The organism is Pseudomonas sp. ADAK21 (genome assembly GCF_012935735.1).
GTDB classification, from domain to species: domain Bacteria; phylum Pseudomonadota; class Gammaproteobacteria; order Pseudomonadales; family Pseudomonadaceae; genus Aquipseudomonas; species Aquipseudomonas proteolytica.
In genome coordinates this window covers 890050-905373 of sequence record NZ_CP052857.1, presented here as the reverse complement: position 1 = coordinate 905373, position 15324 = coordinate 890050, and the positions used below count along the sequence as shown (strand labels likewise).

Genomic DNA, 15324 nt, shown 5'->3' with positions numbered 1-15324 from the left:
GTATCCCTGATGGTCATTGCGCCTTTGGCGCGGATTATTATTGGTCTTGCACCCATGGATCAGGGCAGTGCGCGGCATCGGCTCGGGATGGGAGCGAGTACCGGTCAGACACGATAAAGCGGTGCCTGGACACGCTCAGTGCGGATAGCACGCGGTCGGGCGGGGCTTGGGTAAGCGGGGTCGATTATAGGAAGGCGCGCGCGGATACAACAAGAGGTGCGAACGCAGGAGATCAAATGTGGGAGCGGGCTTGCCCGCGATGCAGGCGCCTCGGTGTATCAGTGATACCGAGGTGATGCTATCGCGGGCGAGCCCGCTCCCACACAAGCCCAGCCGCGGTGAGTCAGGTGGCTATCGGTGCCGAGCCTATATGCCAGATCAGTACCTTGCTCACCCGGTTGTCCTCGGTCTCGAGGATTTCCAGGCGATAGCGGCCGATTTTCAGGCACACCGCGCAATCGGGAATGGTCTCCAGCGCTTCGGTCACCAGGCCGTTGAGGGTCTTGGGGCCGTCGCTGGGCAGGTGCCAGCCCAGGCACTTGTTGAGTTCGCGGATCGACACCGCGCCATCAATCACGTAGCGACCGTCTGGCTGGGGCTGGATCAGCGGGTTGTCCAGGCTCTGTTCGCTTTCGAATTCGCCGACGATTTCTTCCAGGATGTCTTCCAGGGTGACGATGCCCAGCACTTCGCCATATTCGTCCACCACCATGCCCAGGCGGCGTTGTTGTTTGTGGAAGTTCAGCAATTGCAGCTGCAGCGGCGTGCTCTCCGGCACGAAGTATGGCTCGTGGCAAGCCGCGAGCAGGACGTCCTTGGTCAGGCTGGCGTCGGGCAGCAAGTGCTGGATCTGGCGGGTGTTGAGCACCGCCTCGACCTGGTTGATATCGCTGTGGAACACCGGCAGGCGTGTGCGCTGGGAGGTGCGCAGCTGTTCGATGATGTCTTCGATAGGGTCATCGAGGTTGATGCCGTCGACTTCGCTGCGTGGCACCAGGATGTCATTGACGGTGATGTTGTCCAGGGCGTGGATGCCGGGCATGCCCGGGGCGCGGTCTTCACTGTCGTCCGTGGCCTGCTCGTCGGAGCGGTCGGGCTGAGGCTCGTCGCTATTCTTGACGATCCCCGACTTGCGGGCGAAAGGGCGCAGCAGCAGGAGGCTGACGCCATTGAGCACCCAGGCCAGGGGGTAGAGGATCTTTAGCGGGATGCCCAGCAGCGTATTGCCAAACCCCAGCACCGCGTGCGGATAGCGGGTGGCCAGGGTGCGGGGCAGGTAGTCGGCCAGTACCAGCAACAGCCCGCTGGAGATCAGCCAGCCGAGCCAGGGACCGTTTTCGGCCCAGACATGGATCGCCAGCAGGGTGCAGAGAATCACCACCACCGCGCGGCACAGGGTGTTGCACAGGATCAGGCTGTTGCGCGGGAAGCTGAGGCGGGCAGCGGCCTTGTCGCCCTGGCGTGTACCAGGGCGCAGGGCCAGCAAATGGTGCTGGGCGGCTTCGATGGCGGTAAACAGCGCCGACCACAACACCAGCAGCGCGACTACCGCGAGCATTGGCTCAAGGGGCAAGTTGTCCATGATCGTTGCCCGTCAGATATGCAGGATGAATTCGCGAACCAGCTTGCTGCCGAAATACGCCAGCATCAGCAGGCAGAAACCGGCCAGGGTCCAGCGGATCGCTTTGTGCCCACGCCAGCCCAGGCGATTGCGGCCCCACAGCAGCACGCTGAACACCACCCAGGCCAGGCACGCCAGCAGGGTCTTGTGGACCAGATGCTGGGCGAACAGGTTCTCGACGAACAGCCAGCCGGAAATCAGCGACAGCGACAGCAGCGTCCAGCCGGCCCAGAGGAAGCCGAACAGCAGGCTTTCCATGGTCTGCAGCGGCGGGAAGTTCTTGATCAGCCCCGAAGGATGCTTGTGCTTGAGCTGGTGGTCCTGCAAAAGCAGCAGCAAAGCCTGGAACACCGCGATGGTGAACATGCCGTAGGCGAGGATCGACAACAGGATATGGGCGAGGATGCCCGGCTCTTCATCGATCACCTGCACGGTGCCGGTGGGGGCGAATTGCGCCAGCAGCACCGTCAGCATCCCCAGGGGGAAGAGCAGCAACAGCAGGTTCTCCACCGGGATCCGCGCGCAGGCCAGCAGCGTCAAGGCGATGACCGCAGCGGCAATCAGGCTGGCGGCGCTGAAAAAGTCCAGGCCCAGGCCCACCGGCGTCATCAGGTGGGTGAACAGGCTGGCGGCGTGGGCCAGCAAGGCGAGCACGCCAAGCCCGGCCAGCAGGCGTTTGTCCGCCCTGGCGCGTTGAGCCAGGCGGGTGCCCTGATAGAGGGTCGCAGCGGCATACAAGAGTGCGGCGGCGAGACTGGGTAGCAAACTGGGTGACAAAGGGAGCATAAATCCTGTTAGGCAAGCCCGAAAGCCGATGAGTTTGGCACACACCTGCGTTCCACGAAAGACCACCGGGCCAGACAGCGGGTGTGCATGGCGGCAGTCTTCGCTATAATCCGCGACCTGCCCACGCCGCAGGCTCGCCGAGCGCTGTTTTTAATAGCGATTTATCACAGCCTGGGCCGCCATTACCTCGGTCTACCAATGCATTTCGATGAATAGGGCCTGAAAGGATCGCGCATGTTTGAAAATCTGACTGACCGTCTCTCGCAGACGCTGCGCCATGTCACCGGCAAGGCCAAGCTGACCGAGGACAATATTAAAGACACCCTGCGCGAAGTGCGCATGGCATTGCTGGAAGCCGACGTTGCCTTGCCTGTGGTCAAGGATTTCGTCAACTCGGTCAAGGAACGTGCGGTCGGCACTGAAGTGTCCCGCAGCCTGACGCCGGGCCAGGCCTTTGTGAAGGTCGTCCAGGCCGAACTCGAAAGCCTGATGGGCGCGGCCAACGAAGACCTGAACCTCAGCGCCGTGCCGCCGGCCGTTGTGCTGATGGCCGGTTTGCAGGGTGCGGGTAAGACCACTACCGCTGCCAAGCTGGCGCGCTTCCTCAAAGAGCGCAAGAAAAAGTCCGTGATGGTGGTCTCGGCCGACGTATACCGTCCGGCCGCGATCAAGCAGCTGGAAATGCTCGCCGGTGAAATCGGCGTGACATTCTTCCCGTCCGACCTGAGCCAGAAGCCGGTCGACATCGCCAACGCGGCTATTAAAGAAGCCAAGCTCAAGTTCATCGACGTGGTGATCGTCGATACCGCCGGTCGCCTGCACATCGATGAAGAGATGATGGGCGAGATCAAGGCGCTGCATGCCGCGATCAACCCGGTAGAAACGCTGTTCGTGGTCGATGCCATGACCGGCCAGGATGCGGCCAACACCGCCAAGGCCTTTGGTGATGCACTGCCGCTGACCGGCGTGATCCTGACCAAGGTCGACGGTGATGCCCGTGGCGGTGCCGCACTGTCGGTGCGCGCAATCACCGGCAAGCCGATCAAGTTCATCGGTATGGGCGAGAAGACCGAAGCGCTCGAGCCGTTCCACCCTGAGCGTATCGCCTCGCGTATCCTCGGCATGGGCGACGTGCTCAGCCTGATCGAGCAGGCCGAACAGACCCTCGACAAGGACAAGGCCGACAAACTGGCCAAGAAGCTGAAGAAGGGCAAGGGCTTCGACCTCGAAGACTTCCGTGACCAACTGCAACAGATGAAGAACATGGGCGGCCTCGGCGGCCTGATGGACAAACTGCCGAACATCGGCGGTGTGAACCTGGCGCAAATGGGCAATGCCCAGGGTGCGGCAGAGAAGCAGTTCAAGCAGATGGAAGCCATCATCAACTCCATGACCCCGGCCGAGCGCCGCGACCCTGAGCTGATCAGCGGTTCGCGCAAGCGTCGGATCGCCATGGGTTCCGGCACCCAGGTGCAGGACATTGGTCGCTTGATCAAGCAGCACAAGCAGATGCAAAAGATGATGAAGAAATTCTCGGCCAAAGGCGGCATGGCCAAAATGATGCGCGGCATGGGCGGTATGATGCCCGGTCGTGGCATGCCGAAGATGTAAAGAATTCGCGCAAGAGTTCGCTCTTGTGCAGACCCACAGGGACGTGGGATCTCCAGCAAACCCGCCGTTGGCGGGAGCTGACTCGCCGTTTTAACCGACGGCTCTATAGCAGATCTGAATGGCACGCGGTCAGGCGCCGGAAAAAGACATTTGCAAAAGTCCGGATATTCCTTAGAATATGCGGCCTTTCGGGCACCCATGCCCGCTGTGCATTTAGATTTGCAGCACCGACTACAGGAACGATGTTCACATGCTAACAATCCGTCTTGCCCTTGGCGGCTCCAAAAAGCGCCCGTTTTACCACTTGACCGTAACCGACAGCCGCAACCCGCGTGACGGTTCGCACAAGGAACAGGTTGGTTTCTTCAACCCTGTTGCTCGTGGTCAAGAAGTTCGTCTGTCCGTGAACCAAGAGCGCGTAGCCTACTGGCTGAGCGTTGGTGCACAGCCTTCCGAGCGTGTTGCCAAGTTGTTGAAGGACTCGGCTAAGGCCGCAGCCTGAGCAATATGAACGCGACGCCAGCTGTTGCTGATGATTTGATCGTTATCGGCAAGATTTACTCTGTTCATGGCGTTCGCGGCGAAGTGAAGGTGTATTCCTTTACTGATCCGACTGAAAACCTGTTGCAGTACAAGACCTGGACGCTCAAGCGCGAAGGTAGTGTGAAACAGGTCGAGCTGGTCAGTGGACGCGGGAACGACAAGTTCCTGGTCGCAAAGCTCAAGGGTCTCGATGATCGTGAAGAAGCACGTCTTCTGGCCGGTTATGAGATCTGCGTGCCGCGCAACCTGTTCCCTGAATTGACCGACGGCGAGTACTACTGGTACCAGCTGGAAGGTCTGAAGGTTATTGATCAACTCGGGCAATTGCTTGGGAAAATCGATCATCTTCTGGAAACCGGCGCCAATGATGTAATGGTGGTCAAGCCTTGCGCTGGCAGCCTGGATGATCGCGAACGCCTGTTGCCCTATACCGAGCAATGTGTGTTGGCCGTCGACCTGGCAGCGGGCGAGATGAAGGTGGAATGGGATGCGGACTTCTAAGCGTGGCTAATTTGCGCATTGAAGTGATCAGTTTGTTTCCCGAGATGTTTTCCGCCATCAGCGAGTACGGCATCACCAGTCGGGCGGTGAAACAAGGGCTCTTGCAGCTCACTTGTTGGAACCCGCGAGACTACACGACGGATCGACATCACACTGTGGACGATCGCCCATTTGGCGGTGGCCCGGGCATGGTGATGAAGATCAAGCCCCTGGAAGACGCCCTGGTTCAGGCCAAGGCAGCAGCAGGGGAGAAGGCGAAGGTAATTTACCTGTCCCCTCAAGGCCGCCAGCTGAAACAGGCTGCGGTACGCGAACTGGCGAATGAGGAAGCACTGATCCTGATTGCCGGTCGCTATGAAGGCATTGACGAGCGTTTTATTGACGCTCATGTCGATGAAGAGTGGTCGATTGGGGACTATGTCCTGTCTGGCGGTGAGCTGCCGGCGATGGTCCTGATAGATGCGGTTACACGACTGCTGCCTGGAGCTTTAGGGCATGCGGACTCCGCGGAGGAAGATTCCTTCACGGATGGTTTGCTGGATTGCCCGCACTACACCCGACCGGAGGTGTATGCGGATCAGCGTGTTCCCGACGTATTGCTAAGTGGCAATCACGCACACATCCGGCGTTGGCGTTTACAGCAGTCCCTTGGTCGGACCTATGAACGACGCGCCGATCTTCTGGAAAGCCGCTCGCTTTCTGGAGAAGAGAAGAAGCTGCTCGAGGAATACATCCTCGGGCGGGACGATAGTTAACAACGTATCGATGGTAGATCCGACGATTTACCTTAGGAGCACAGCATGACTAACAAAATCATCCTTGCACTCGAAGCAGAGCAGATGACCAAAGAGATCCCTACCTTTGCCCCGGGCGACACCATTGTCGTTCAGGTGAAAGTGAAGGAAGGCGACCGTTCGCGTCTGCAAGCGTTCGAAGGCGTAGTTATCGCCAAGCGTAACCGTGGTGTGAACAGTGCTTTCACTGTTCGTAAAATCTCCAACGGTGTTGGCGTAGAGCGTACGTTCCAGACCTACAGCCCGCAAATCGACAGCATGGCCGTTAAACGTCGCGGTGACGTACGTAAAGCCAAGCTGTACTACCTGCGTGACCTGTCCGGTAAAGCAGCTCGCATCAAGGAAAAACTGGCTTAAGTCCAGCTTCCCGATGCAGAAAAAAGCAGCCTACGGGCTGCTTTTTTGTGCCTGAAATTTGCCACTTGCCCGGAACCCGTTCATGACCACCCGTCTCGAAGAAATCCAGCGTCGCACCGACCTGTCCGTGACCCATGTAACCAAGGCCGTATTCCCGCCGACCACCAACCACCACAACACGCTGTTTGGCGGCACTGCATTGGCGTGGATGGATGAAGTGTCATTCATTACCGCCACACGTTTCTGCCGCTTGCCGCTGGTGACGGTTTCCACCGATCGTATCGACTTCAATCACGCGATCCCGGCCGGTTCCATCGTCGAACTGATTGGCCGGGTGATCAAGGTCGGTAACACCAGCCTCAAGGTAGAAGTGCAAGTGTTTGTCGAGAGCATGAGTGCCGATGGTCGCGAGAAGGCGATCCAGGGTGTGTTCAGCTTTGTGGCAATCGATGCCGACAAGCGTCCGGTGCCGGTGCTGCCAGGGTTTGTAGACTGACCTGAGACCGCGTCGCTGCTCTTGCAGGCAAGGCATGCATTTCCCTGTGGGAGCTGGCTTGCCTGCGATAGGATCTACCAGACACCGAAGTAATCAACCTGAGCCCCCATGCCCGCCATTGACCACCCCCTGATCGACCGCTTCCTTGATGCCCTCTGGCTGGAAAAAGGCCTGTCGGACAACACTCGCCAGTCCTACCGCAGCGACCTGGCTCTGTTCAATGGCTGGCTATTGGAGAGAAACCTCGAGCTGAGCCAAGCCGGGCGCGAGTTGATCCTCGATCACCTGGCCTGGCGCCTTGAACAAAACTACAAACCGCGCTCCACCGCACGATTTCTCTCGGGCGTGCGTGGGTTTTATCGCTATTTGCTCCGGGAAAAGCTGATTGCGGTCGACCCGACCCTGCAAGTCGATATGCCGCAACTCGGCAGGCCATTGCCCAAATCCCTGTCGGAAGCCGACGTTGAAGCCCTGCTGGCCGCGCCCGACCTGAGCGAGGCCATCGGCCAGCGTGATCGCGCCATGCTGGAGGTGTTGTATGCCTGCGGCCTGCGCGTCACCGAGCTGATCAGCCTGACCCTGGAGCAGGTCAACCTGCGCCAGGGGGTGTTACGGGTGATGGGCAAGGGCAGCAAGGAACGCCTGGTGCCCATGGGTGAAGAGGCGATCGTGTGGGTCGAGCGCTATATGCGCGATGCCCGCAGCGAACTACTCGGCGGGCGCCCCAGTGACGTGCTGTTTCCCAGCCTGCGCGGCGAGCAGATGACCCGCCAGACCTTCTGGCATCGCATCAAGCACGAGGCCAAGGTGGCCGGGATCGGCAAGTCGCTGTCCCCCCACACCCTGCGCCATGCGTTCGCCACCCATTTGCTCAACCACGGCGCGGACTTGCGGGTGGTGCAGATGTTGCTGGGTCATAGCGATCTGTCGACCACGCAGATTTACACCCACGTGGCGCGCGCAAGGTTGCAGGACCTGCACGCCAAACATCACCCAAGGGGCTGACAGGCCCCAATTTGGCCGCCGGCGTCTGCCCTGGCGCCCAATTGTGGTAGGCTTTGCCGGTTTGCAAAGGGGACGGCCCCGAGCCGTGTTTCCAGATCGGCGTCCTGGCCTTCGTCCCTGCATCTGCCTTCAGGAGTTCCCATGCGCTTGACCCAGATTTTCGCCGCCGCAGCTATTGCGTTGGTCTCAACCTTTGCCGTCGCCGATGACGCCGCCGAGAAGACAATCCGTAAGAGTCTGGAAAGCCTCCAACTCGAAACCCCGGTCGAAAGCATCAGCGCCAGCCCCATGGCCGGCCTGTATGAAGTCAAACTCAAGGGCAGCCGCGTGCTGTACGCCAGTGCCGACGGCCAGTACATCGTCCAGGGCTACCTGTTCCAGTTGAAAGACGGCAAGCCGGTCAACCTCACCGAGAAGGCCGAGCGCCTGGGCGTGTCCAAGTTGATCAACGGCATTCCGGTTGCCGAAACCGTGGTGTACCCGGCCATTGGCGAGACCAAGACCCACATCACCGTGTTCACCGACACCACCTGCCCGTACTGCCACAAATTGCACGCCGAAGTGCCTGAGCTGAACAAGATGGGCGTCGAAGTGCGCTACGTCGCGTTCCCGCGCCAGGGCCTGGGTTCGCCGGGCGACAAGCAGTTGCAAGCGGTCTGGTGTTCGGCTGACAAGAAAGCCGCAATGGACAAGATGGTCGACGGCAAGGACATCAAGGCTGCTGCCTGTGCCAACCCGGTGTCCAAGCAGTTCAACCTGGGCCAGTCGATCGGCGTGAACGGTACGCCGGCCATCGTTTTGGCAGACGGCCAGGTCATTCCGGGCTACCAGCCTGCACCACAAATCGCCAAACTGGCGTTGGGTGCCAAATAAGCAGTATCGTCGAGCCTTTGACGGTCAGACCCGCCGAGCTGTCGACGGGTCATTAATAGCGAGCCGCAGTTGTGCGGCTGTTTTTCACGGCCGACCTTGAGTCGGCCGTTTCATGGGGAGTTCTTCAGTGAAACCGGTCAAAGTAGGCATCTGTGGGTTAGGGACCGTCGGTGGCGGCACCTTGAACGTACTTCAGCGTAATGCTGAGGAAATTTCCCGCCGTGCAGGGCGTGGGATTGAAGTGGCACAAATTGCCATGCGTACGCCAAAGCCTCAGTACCAAACGACCGGTATTGCGATTACCAACGATGTCTTCGACGTGGCCACCAACCCTGAAATCGATATCGTCATCGAGCTGGTGGGCGGCTACACCGTCGCCCGTGAGCTGGTGCTCAAGGCCATCGAAAACGGCAAGCATGTGGTCACTGCCAACAAGGCGCTGATTGCCGTGCACGGCAATGAAATCTTCGCCAAGGCCCGCGAGAAGGGTGTGATCGTTGCGTTCGAAGCAGCGGTGGCCGGCGGTATCCCGGTGATCAAGGCGATCCGTGAAGGCCTGTCGGCCAACCGCATCAACTGGGTAGCCGGCATCATCAACGGCACCGGTAACTTCATCCTGACCGAAATGCGCGAGAAGGGCCGTACCTTCGAAGACGTGCTGGCCGAAGCCCAGGCCCTGGGTTACGCCGAAGCCGACCCGACATTTGACGTCGAGGGCATCGACGCAGCGCATAAGCTGACCATCCTGGCGTCCATCGCCTTTGGCATTCCGCTGCAGTTCGACAAGGCCTACACCGAAGGCATCACCAAGCTGACCACCGCCGACGTGAACTACGCCGAAGCCCTGGGCTACCGCATCAAGCACTTGGGCGTGGCGCGCAGCACCGCGGCCGGTATCGAATTGCGCGTACACCCGACCCTGATCCCGGCCGATCGCCTGATCGCCAACGTCAATGGCGTGATGAACGCGGTGATGGTCAATGGCGACGCCGCCGGTTCGACCCTGTTCTACGGCGCTGGCGCCGGCATGGAGCCGACCGCTTCCTCGGTGATTGCCGACCTGGTGGACGTGGTCCGCGCCATGACCAGCGACCCGGAAAACCGCGTGCCGCACCTGGCGTTCCAACCGGACTCGCTGTCGGCGCACCCGATCCTGCCGATCGAAGCCTGCGAAAGCTCCTACTACCTGCGCATCCAGGCCAAGGATCATCCGGGCGTGTTGGCCCAGGTGGCCAGCATCCTCTCGGAACGCGGTATCAACATTGAGTCGATCATGCAGAAGGAAGTCGAAGAACACGACGGCCTGGTTCCCATGATCCTGCTGACGCACCGTGTGCTGGAACAGCACATGAACGATGCCATCGCCGCCCTGGAAGCCTTGCAAGGCGTGGTCGGGCCGGTGGTACGGATCCGCGTCGAACACCTTAACTAACGATAGGTTGCAGAGGCCCCGCAGGTTCGGCGGCCTCTGTTCAAGAATGTTGTAGAGGAGCCAGTCATGCGTTACATCAGCACCCGCGGCCAGGCACCGGCCCTGAATTTCGAAGACGTCCTGCTCGCAGGCCTCGCCACCGACGGCGGTCTGTACGTGCCGGAAAACCTGCCACGTTTCACCCAGGAAGAAATCGCCTCCTGGGCCGGCCTGCCGTACCACGAGCTGGCGTTCCGGGTCATGCGCCCGTTCGTCACCGGCAGCATCCCCGATGCCGATTTCAAAAAGATCCTCGAAGAAACCTACGGCGTGTTCTCCCACAACGCCATCGCTCCGTTGCGCCAACTGAACGGCAACGAATGGGTGCTGGAGCTGTTCCACGGCCCGACCCTGGCGTTCAAGGATTTCGCCCTGCAACTGCTCGGTCGCCTGCTGGACTACGTGCTGGAGAAACGCGGCGAACGCGTGGTGATCATCGGTGCCACCTCCGGTGATACCGGCTCGGCGGCCATCGAAGGCTGCAAGCACTGCGAAAACGTCGACATTTTCATCCTGCACCCGCACAACCGTGTCTCGGACGTGCAGCGCCGGCAGATGACCACTATCTTTGGCGAGAACATCCACAACATCGCTGTCGAAGGCAACTTCGATGACTGCCAGGAAATGGTCAAGGCCAGCTTCGCCGACCAGAGCTTCCTCAAGGGCACGCGCCTGGTAGCGGTGAACTCGATCAACTGGGCGCGGATCATGGCCCAGATCGTCTACTACTTCCACGCCTCGCTGCAGCTGGGCGGGCCGGCGCGTTCGGTATCGTTCTCGGTGCCGACCGGCAACTTCGGCGATATCTTCGCCGGCTACCTGGCGCGCAACATGGGCCTGCCGATCAACCAATTGATCGTCGCCACCAACCGCAACGACATCCTGCACCGCTTCATGAGTGGCAACCAGTACGTCAAGGAAACCCTGCACGCGACCCTGTCGCCGTCGATGGACATCATGGTCTCGTCGAACTTCGAGCGTTTGCTGTTCGACATGCACGGTCGCAACGGCGCAGCCCTGGCCGGCCTGATGGACAGCTTCAAGCAGGGTGGCGGTTTCAGCGTCGACCAGGAGCGCTGGACCGAAACCCGCAAGCTGTTCGACTCCCTGGCGGTGGACGATGCCCAGACCTGCGAGACCATCGCCGAAGTCTATGCCCAGACCGGCGAGCTGCTGGACCCGCACACCGCCATTGGCGTCAAGGCCGCGCGCGAATGCCGCCGTAGCCTGGATATCCCGATGGTCATCCTCGGCACGGCCCATCCGGTGAAATTCCCCGAGGCGGTGCAGAAGGCCGGAGTCGGCAAAGCCCTGGAACTGCCGCCGCACCTGGCTGACCTGTTCGAGCGTGAAGAGCGTTGCACCGTGCTGCCTAACGACCTCAAAGCCATCCAGGCGTTTGTCAGCCAGCATGGCAATCGTGGGAAGCCGCTCTGATTCCAGGAGTGCTGCTCGTGTAATGAAAACGGCGCTTGTCCAGAAATGGGCCAGCGCCGTTTTTCTTGGTCACCTGTGGCGAGGGGGCTTGCCGGAACGCCACAGGTGGGAGTTGATCCTTGCGCCGTACACTCAATAACAACCAACAAGGAAGCCCACAAGGTGCCGTTCACGACCCGATGGCGCCAGTGCCTACTGAGCCTGCTCCTGCTCGGCCAACTGCCCGTCAGCCTGGCCGCCGTCAGCCTGCCGTTCAATCTGGTGCCAGCGTTTATCACCCTGCCGCCCATGACCCTGGCGCCCGCCGAACGGCAGTGGCTGGCACAGCATCGCACCTTGAAAGTGGGGATCTCTATCGATGATTACCAACCCATCGATATCACCCGTGATCACAATCGCTACCAGGGTATCAGCGCCGACTACTTGAGCCTGGTGGGCGCGCGGCTCGGCGTGCCGATGCAAGTGATGGGTTTTGCAGAGCGGGCCCAGGCGGTGGAGGCGTTGCGCAGCGGCGCTATTGATATCCTCACCAGTGCCAACGGCTACGAGCGGGATGTGCCCGGCCTGGCCTTTACCCCGGACTATATGCCGGATCGTTCAGTGGTCGTGGTGCGTACTGACGACGTTCTGCAAGACGATCTCAAGGATAAGAAAGTCGTGTTGCTTGATGGCTACGCCAACGTCAAGAACGTGCATGCGGCGTACCCGCAAAGCCACATCATGCTCGCGCCCAACCTCTACAGCGGCCTGGAAGCCCTGGCCCAGGGCGATGTGGATGCGTTTATCGGCAATGAAGTGATCGTGCGCGCCTACAAGTCCCTGCGCCCCTACCTGGGGATGCAGATCAAGGAGCAGAGCCGCCTGGCGCCGATTGGCTTTGCCTTCGCCACACGCCAGGCCGACCCCTTGTTGGGCCGGATGATGGACCGCGCGCTGCACAGCATCGATGACTCGGTACGCCGCGAAATTCTCGCTCGCTGGACCACCGGCCTGGGGGTGGACGTTGACGGTGAGCGTATCCCCCTGACCGCCGCCGAGCAGGCCTGGATGCTGCGCCATCCCCAGGTAGTGGTGGCGGCCCAGCAATACTCGCCATATGTATTCAAGGACAAGGATGGCCGCTGGGTAGGGATGAATATCGATCTGCTTAATCGCCTGTCACGCATGACCGGTGTGCAGTTTGTCCTCGAGGAAGTGTTTTCTACCGCGCAAACCCTGGAACTCCTGGAAACCCACGGTGCGGACATGAGTACCACCCTGGTGGAAAATACCGAGCGCCGGCGCTTTCTCGATTTCAGCCATGGTTTTGGCGGCGCCGGCTGGGTGTTTGTCGAACGGGTCGATGCGTCGCCGGTGATCAACCTGAGCCACCTCTCGGGCAAGGTCTTGGCGTTGCCCGCGCGGCATGTGCTGGAGGCCTATATCCGTCGCCAATACCCAGAGATCCGCCTGCGCCTGGTGCCCAACTACATCGAGGCCCGCGCCTTGGTGGCCCGGGGAGACGCCGACGCGACCATCCAGAGTGAAGTGGAGGTACAGAGTTACCCGACCGATGAGTTGCGGGTCGGTCGCAGCGTCGATGGCAAGTGGTCCAGTGACAGCCTGGCCGTACGCAAGGACCATCCCGAGTTGCTGAGTATTTTGAACAAGGCCCTGGAGGCCTTGCCGGTGGCTGAACTGAGCGCTTTGCGCTTGCGTTGGATGGGCGCGGTGGCAGTCCCGGTGCCCGCCTGGCAGCGGGTGCCGTCGTGGGCCTACTGGACGGTCGCCACGGCGCTGCTGTTGGTGCTGATGTCGCTGGTCTGGAACAGCCGGCTCAAGCGCCAGATCCGCCAGCGGGTCGAGGCCGAGCGGCGGCTCAATGACCAGTTGGCCTTCAAGCGGGCCTTGCTCGACGGTATTCCCAACCCCGTATTTGTGCGCGATCTTGCTGGCCGCCTGGTCACCTGCAACAAAAGCTATGAGCAACAGATGTCCACCCGGCTGGAGCTGATTCGCGGCCTGACCCTGCCACAGAGTGCAGTGCTGCCTGACACCACGGCCTGGCGCCTGCATATCGGGCATATGGAGCAACTGGCCACACAGCAGTCGTTGTTTGTCGACCGCCAGTTGGAGTTCAACGGCGGCATTGCCCACGTCTATCAATGGACCGTGCCGTTTTATGACGCCAAGGGTCAGTTGCAGGGCTTGCTTGGCGGTTGGGTGGATATCAACGAGCGCAAGGTCCTGGAAACCCAACTGATGGACGCACGGCGCGCCGCTGATGCCGCGAACTACGCCAAGAGCGCCTTTGTGTCGAACCTCAGCCATGAGATCCGTACACCGATGACGGCGATTATCGGCTTGCTCGAACTGGAGCAGGAACGCGCCCTGGCCTCGGGGGCGCCTGTCTCCGAGGCGCTGCAGGTGGCCCATCGTTCGGCACGGGAACTGATCGCCTTGATGGGCGATAGCCTGGACCTGGCGAAGATCGAAGCCGGCCACCTGCAACTGGCGCCACAGACCACCGACCTGAAAGGTTTCTTTGAAGGCATCCAGCGACTGTTTGAAGCCACCGCGCAGAAAAAGGGCCTGCACCTGACCCTGGCGTTTGATCCCCAGGCGCAAGGCTTCTATTGGTTCGATCCGCTACGCCTGCGCCAGGTCATGCATAACCTGCTGGGCAATGCGCTGAAATTCACGCAGCACGGAGAAGTGCGCCTGCGTGTGGCCTGCCAGGTGGATGGTGACGGTCGTGAATACCTGCACCTGTGCGTCGAAGACACCGGGCCCGGTATCAGCGTTGAACAGCAGGCCCGGGTGTTCAAGCCGTTTATCCAGGGTAGCCCGCTGACAGCGGCCGAGCATGGCGGCACCGGGTTGGGCTTGAGCATCTGCCAGCAGTTGGTGGATTTGATGGGTGGGGAGATCACCCTGCACAGTGCCTTGGGCGAAGGCACCACCGTGTGCATCGACCTGCGCCTGGACCGGGTCGGCAGTGACGACCTGCCCGCGCCAGCCGCCGCCGTGCCTGTGCAGGCACCGGGCCGGGCATTGTCGGTGCTGATTGTCGACGACCTGCCGGCCAACCGCCTGGTGCTGGCCCAGCAGTTGCAATTTCTCGGGCATCAGGTGGTGGCCCTCAATAGTGCCGAGGCGGCGTTGCAACGTTGGCGCAGCGAGGCGTTCGACGTGCTGGTGACCGATTGTCATATGCCGGGTATGTCGGGTTATGCCCTGGCCGAGGCCATTCGCCAGATAGAAGCCCAGGAGCAGCGCCCGCGTTGCGCGTTGGTGGGTTGCACCGCCGATGCCCAGGAAGACGAAGGGCAACGCGGCCGGCAGGCGGGTATGGATGTGCTGCTGGTCAAGCCGGTGACCCTGGAGCAATGGACCCAGGTATTGGCCCGGGTCACGGCCGTACCTGCCTTCGACCTGCAGGCTCTGCGCAAGATGACCCAGGCCGACGGGCCGATCCTGCAAAGCATGTTGCAGGAGCTGGCGAACAACCTTGAGCACGAGCACCGCTTGTTGGGCAGCGCCATGGCCGAGCGCGACCTGGCGCAGTTGCGGGCCAGCCTGCATCGTCTCAAGGGCATTTGTTGCCTGGTGGATGCGCTGCCATTGGCCAAGGCCTGCATCGCCCTCGAAACCAGTGCCCGGGAGCACCGTGACGATGAACTGGCGCAGCACTGGCAAGCCTTGTCCGCGACCATGGGGGTGTTGCAGCAAGAAATCCGGCCTTATCTACAGGCGCAAGAATAATAGGTGAAAGAATAGGACGCGTCCTATGGGGGCTTGCGCGGGTTTTGGCTAATGTAACGATCTTGCACGTAGCCCCAGAGTTTCC

Annotated in this window: 13 protein-coding genes; 11 read left to right on the top strand and 2 right to left on the bottom strand. The window is 60.8% G+C overall.

From position 1 onward, the window contains the following. Nucleotides 1–343: 343 nt before the first annotated feature. Together HKK57_RS04215 and HKK57_RS04210 are read right to left on the bottom strand one after the other, a co-directional pair. Nucleotides 344–1582, bottom strand: a complete 1239-nt coding sequence (locus HKK57_RS04215) for a transporter associated domain-containing protein (RefSeq protein ID WP_169389813.1) — start codon at nucleotides 1580–1582, stop codon at nucleotides 344–346. A 12-nt stretch (nucleotides 1583–1594) separates the two neighbouring features. After that, nucleotides 1595–2407 carry a cytochrome C assembly family protein gene (locus HKK57_RS04210; protein WP_029296177.1) on the bottom strand — a complete coding sequence of 271 codons (813 nt, stop codon included), beginning with the start codon at nucleotides 2405–2407 and terminating at the stop codon, nucleotides 1595–1597. A 234-nt stretch (nucleotides 2408–2641) separates the two neighbouring features. Between HKK57_RS04210 and ffh the strand changes: the two genes are divergently transcribed. The 11 genes from ffh (at nucleotide 2642) to HKK57_RS04155 (ending at nucleotide 15239) form a co-directional block, all read left to right on the top strand. After that, nucleotides 2642–4018, top strand: coding sequence for a signal recognition particle protein (gene ffh / locus HKK57_RS04205; protein ID WP_029296179.1), 1377 nt, complete (start codon nucleotides 2642–2644; stop codon nucleotides 4016–4018). Between the two features lie 250 nt (nucleotides 4019–4268). Next, nucleotides 4269–4520, top strand: a complete 252-nt coding sequence (gene rpsP / locus HKK57_RS04200) for a 30S ribosomal protein S16 (protein ID WP_003175899.1) — start codon at nucleotides 4269–4271, stop codon at nucleotides 4518–4520. Between the two features lie 5 nt (nucleotides 4521–4525). After that, nucleotides 4526–5062: a ribosome maturation factor RimM gene (gene rimM, locus HKK57_RS04195; RefSeq protein ID WP_010565276.1), complete on the top strand. Its 537-nt coding sequence runs from the start codon at nucleotides 4526–4528 to the stop codon at nucleotides 5060–5062. Beyond that, entirely contained in the window at nucleotides 5044–5817 is a 774-nt protein-coding gene (gene trmD, locus HKK57_RS04190) for a tRNA (guanosine(37)-N1)-methyltransferase TrmD (RefSeq protein WP_169852258.1), read from the top strand. Before rimM ends, trmD begins: the two co-directional genes overlap by 19 nt. Nucleotides 5818–5862: 45 nt before the next feature. After that, the gene (gene rplS / locus HKK57_RS04185) at nucleotides 5863–6213 is read left to right on the top strand and encodes a 50S ribosomal protein L19 (RefSeq protein WP_003175895.1); all 351 of its coding nucleotides are present in this window, start codon (nucleotides 5863–5865) and stop codon (nucleotides 6211–6213) included. 82 nt (nucleotides 6214–6295) lie between these two features. Continuing rightward, nucleotides 6296–6709 carry an acyl-CoA thioesterase gene (locus tag HKK57_RS04180; protein ID WP_070994760.1) on the top strand — a complete coding sequence of 138 codons (414 nt, stop codon included), beginning with the start codon at nucleotides 6296–6298 and terminating at the stop codon, nucleotides 6707–6709. A 108-nt stretch (nucleotides 6710–6817) separates the two neighbouring features. Continuing rightward, a complete protein-coding gene (gene xerD, locus HKK57_RS04175; protein ID WP_169389812.1) occupies nucleotides 6818–7714 on the top strand; it encodes a site-specific tyrosine recombinase XerD in 897 nt (298 codons plus the stop codon). A 141-nt stretch (nucleotides 7715–7855) separates the two neighbouring features. After that, nucleotides 7856–8587: a thioredoxin fold domain-containing protein gene (locus HKK57_RS04170; RefSeq protein WP_029296279.1), complete on the top strand. Its 732-nt coding sequence runs from the start codon at nucleotides 7856–7858 to the stop codon at nucleotides 8585–8587. A gap of 127 nt (nucleotides 8588–8714) precedes the next feature. Continuing rightward, nucleotides 8715–10019: a homoserine dehydrogenase gene (locus HKK57_RS04165; protein WP_029296281.1), complete on the top strand. Its 1305-nt coding sequence runs from the start codon at nucleotides 8715–8717 to the stop codon at nucleotides 10017–10019. Nucleotides 10020–10085: 66 nt separating this feature from the next. Beyond that, a complete protein-coding gene (thrC, locus tag HKK57_RS04160; RefSeq protein ID WP_029296283.1) occupies nucleotides 10086–11495 on the top strand; it encodes a threonine synthase in 1410 nt (469 codons plus the stop codon). Nucleotides 11496–11657: 162 nt separating this feature from the next. Next, nucleotides 11658–15239, top strand: a complete 3582-nt coding sequence (locus HKK57_RS04155) for an ATP-binding protein (RefSeq protein WP_237150406.1) — start codon at nucleotides 11658–11660, stop codon at nucleotides 15237–15239. Nucleotides 15240–15324 lie beyond the last annotated feature (85 nt).

Coding starts and splice junctions, on each gene's coding strand:
- trmD (WP_169852258.1), top strand. CDS start 5,044: ATGGGATGCGGACTTCTAAGCGTGGCTAATTTGCGCATTGAAGTGATC.
- ffh (WP_029296179.1), top strand. CDS start 2,642: ATGTTTGAAAATCTGACTGACCGTCTCTCGCAGACGCTGCGCCATGTC.
- HKK57_RS04170 (WP_029296279.1), top strand. CDS start 7,856: ATGCGCTTGACCCAGATTTTCGCCGCCGCAGCTATTGCGTTGGTCTCA.
- HKK57_RS04180 (WP_070994760.1), top strand. CDS start 6,296: ATGACCACCCGTCTCGAAGAAATCCAGCGTCGCACCGACCTGTCCGTG.
- thrC (WP_029296283.1), top strand. CDS start 10,086: ATGCGTTACATCAGCACCCGCGGCCAGGCACCGGCCCTGAATTTCGAA.
- rimM (WP_010565276.1), top strand. CDS start 4,526: ATGAACGCGACGCCAGCTGTTGCTGATGATTTGATCGTTATCGGCAAG.
- rpsP (WP_003175899.1), top strand. CDS start 4,269: ATGCTAACAATCCGTCTTGCCCTTGGCGGCTCCAAAAAGCGCCCGTTT.
- HKK57_RS04210 (WP_029296177.1), bottom strand. CDS start 2,407: ATGCTCCCTTTGTCACCCAGTTTGCTACCCAGTCTCGCCGCCGCACTC.
- rplS (WP_003175895.1), top strand. CDS start 5,863: ATGACTAACAAAATCATCCTTGCACTCGAAGCAGAGCAGATGACCAAA.
- HKK57_RS04215 (WP_169389813.1), bottom strand. CDS start 1,582: ATGGACAACTTGCCCCTTGAGCCAATGCTCGCGGTAGTCGCGCTGCTG.
- xerD (WP_169389812.1), top strand. CDS start 6,818: ATGCCCGCCATTGACCACCCCCTGATCGACCGCTTCCTTGATGCCCTC.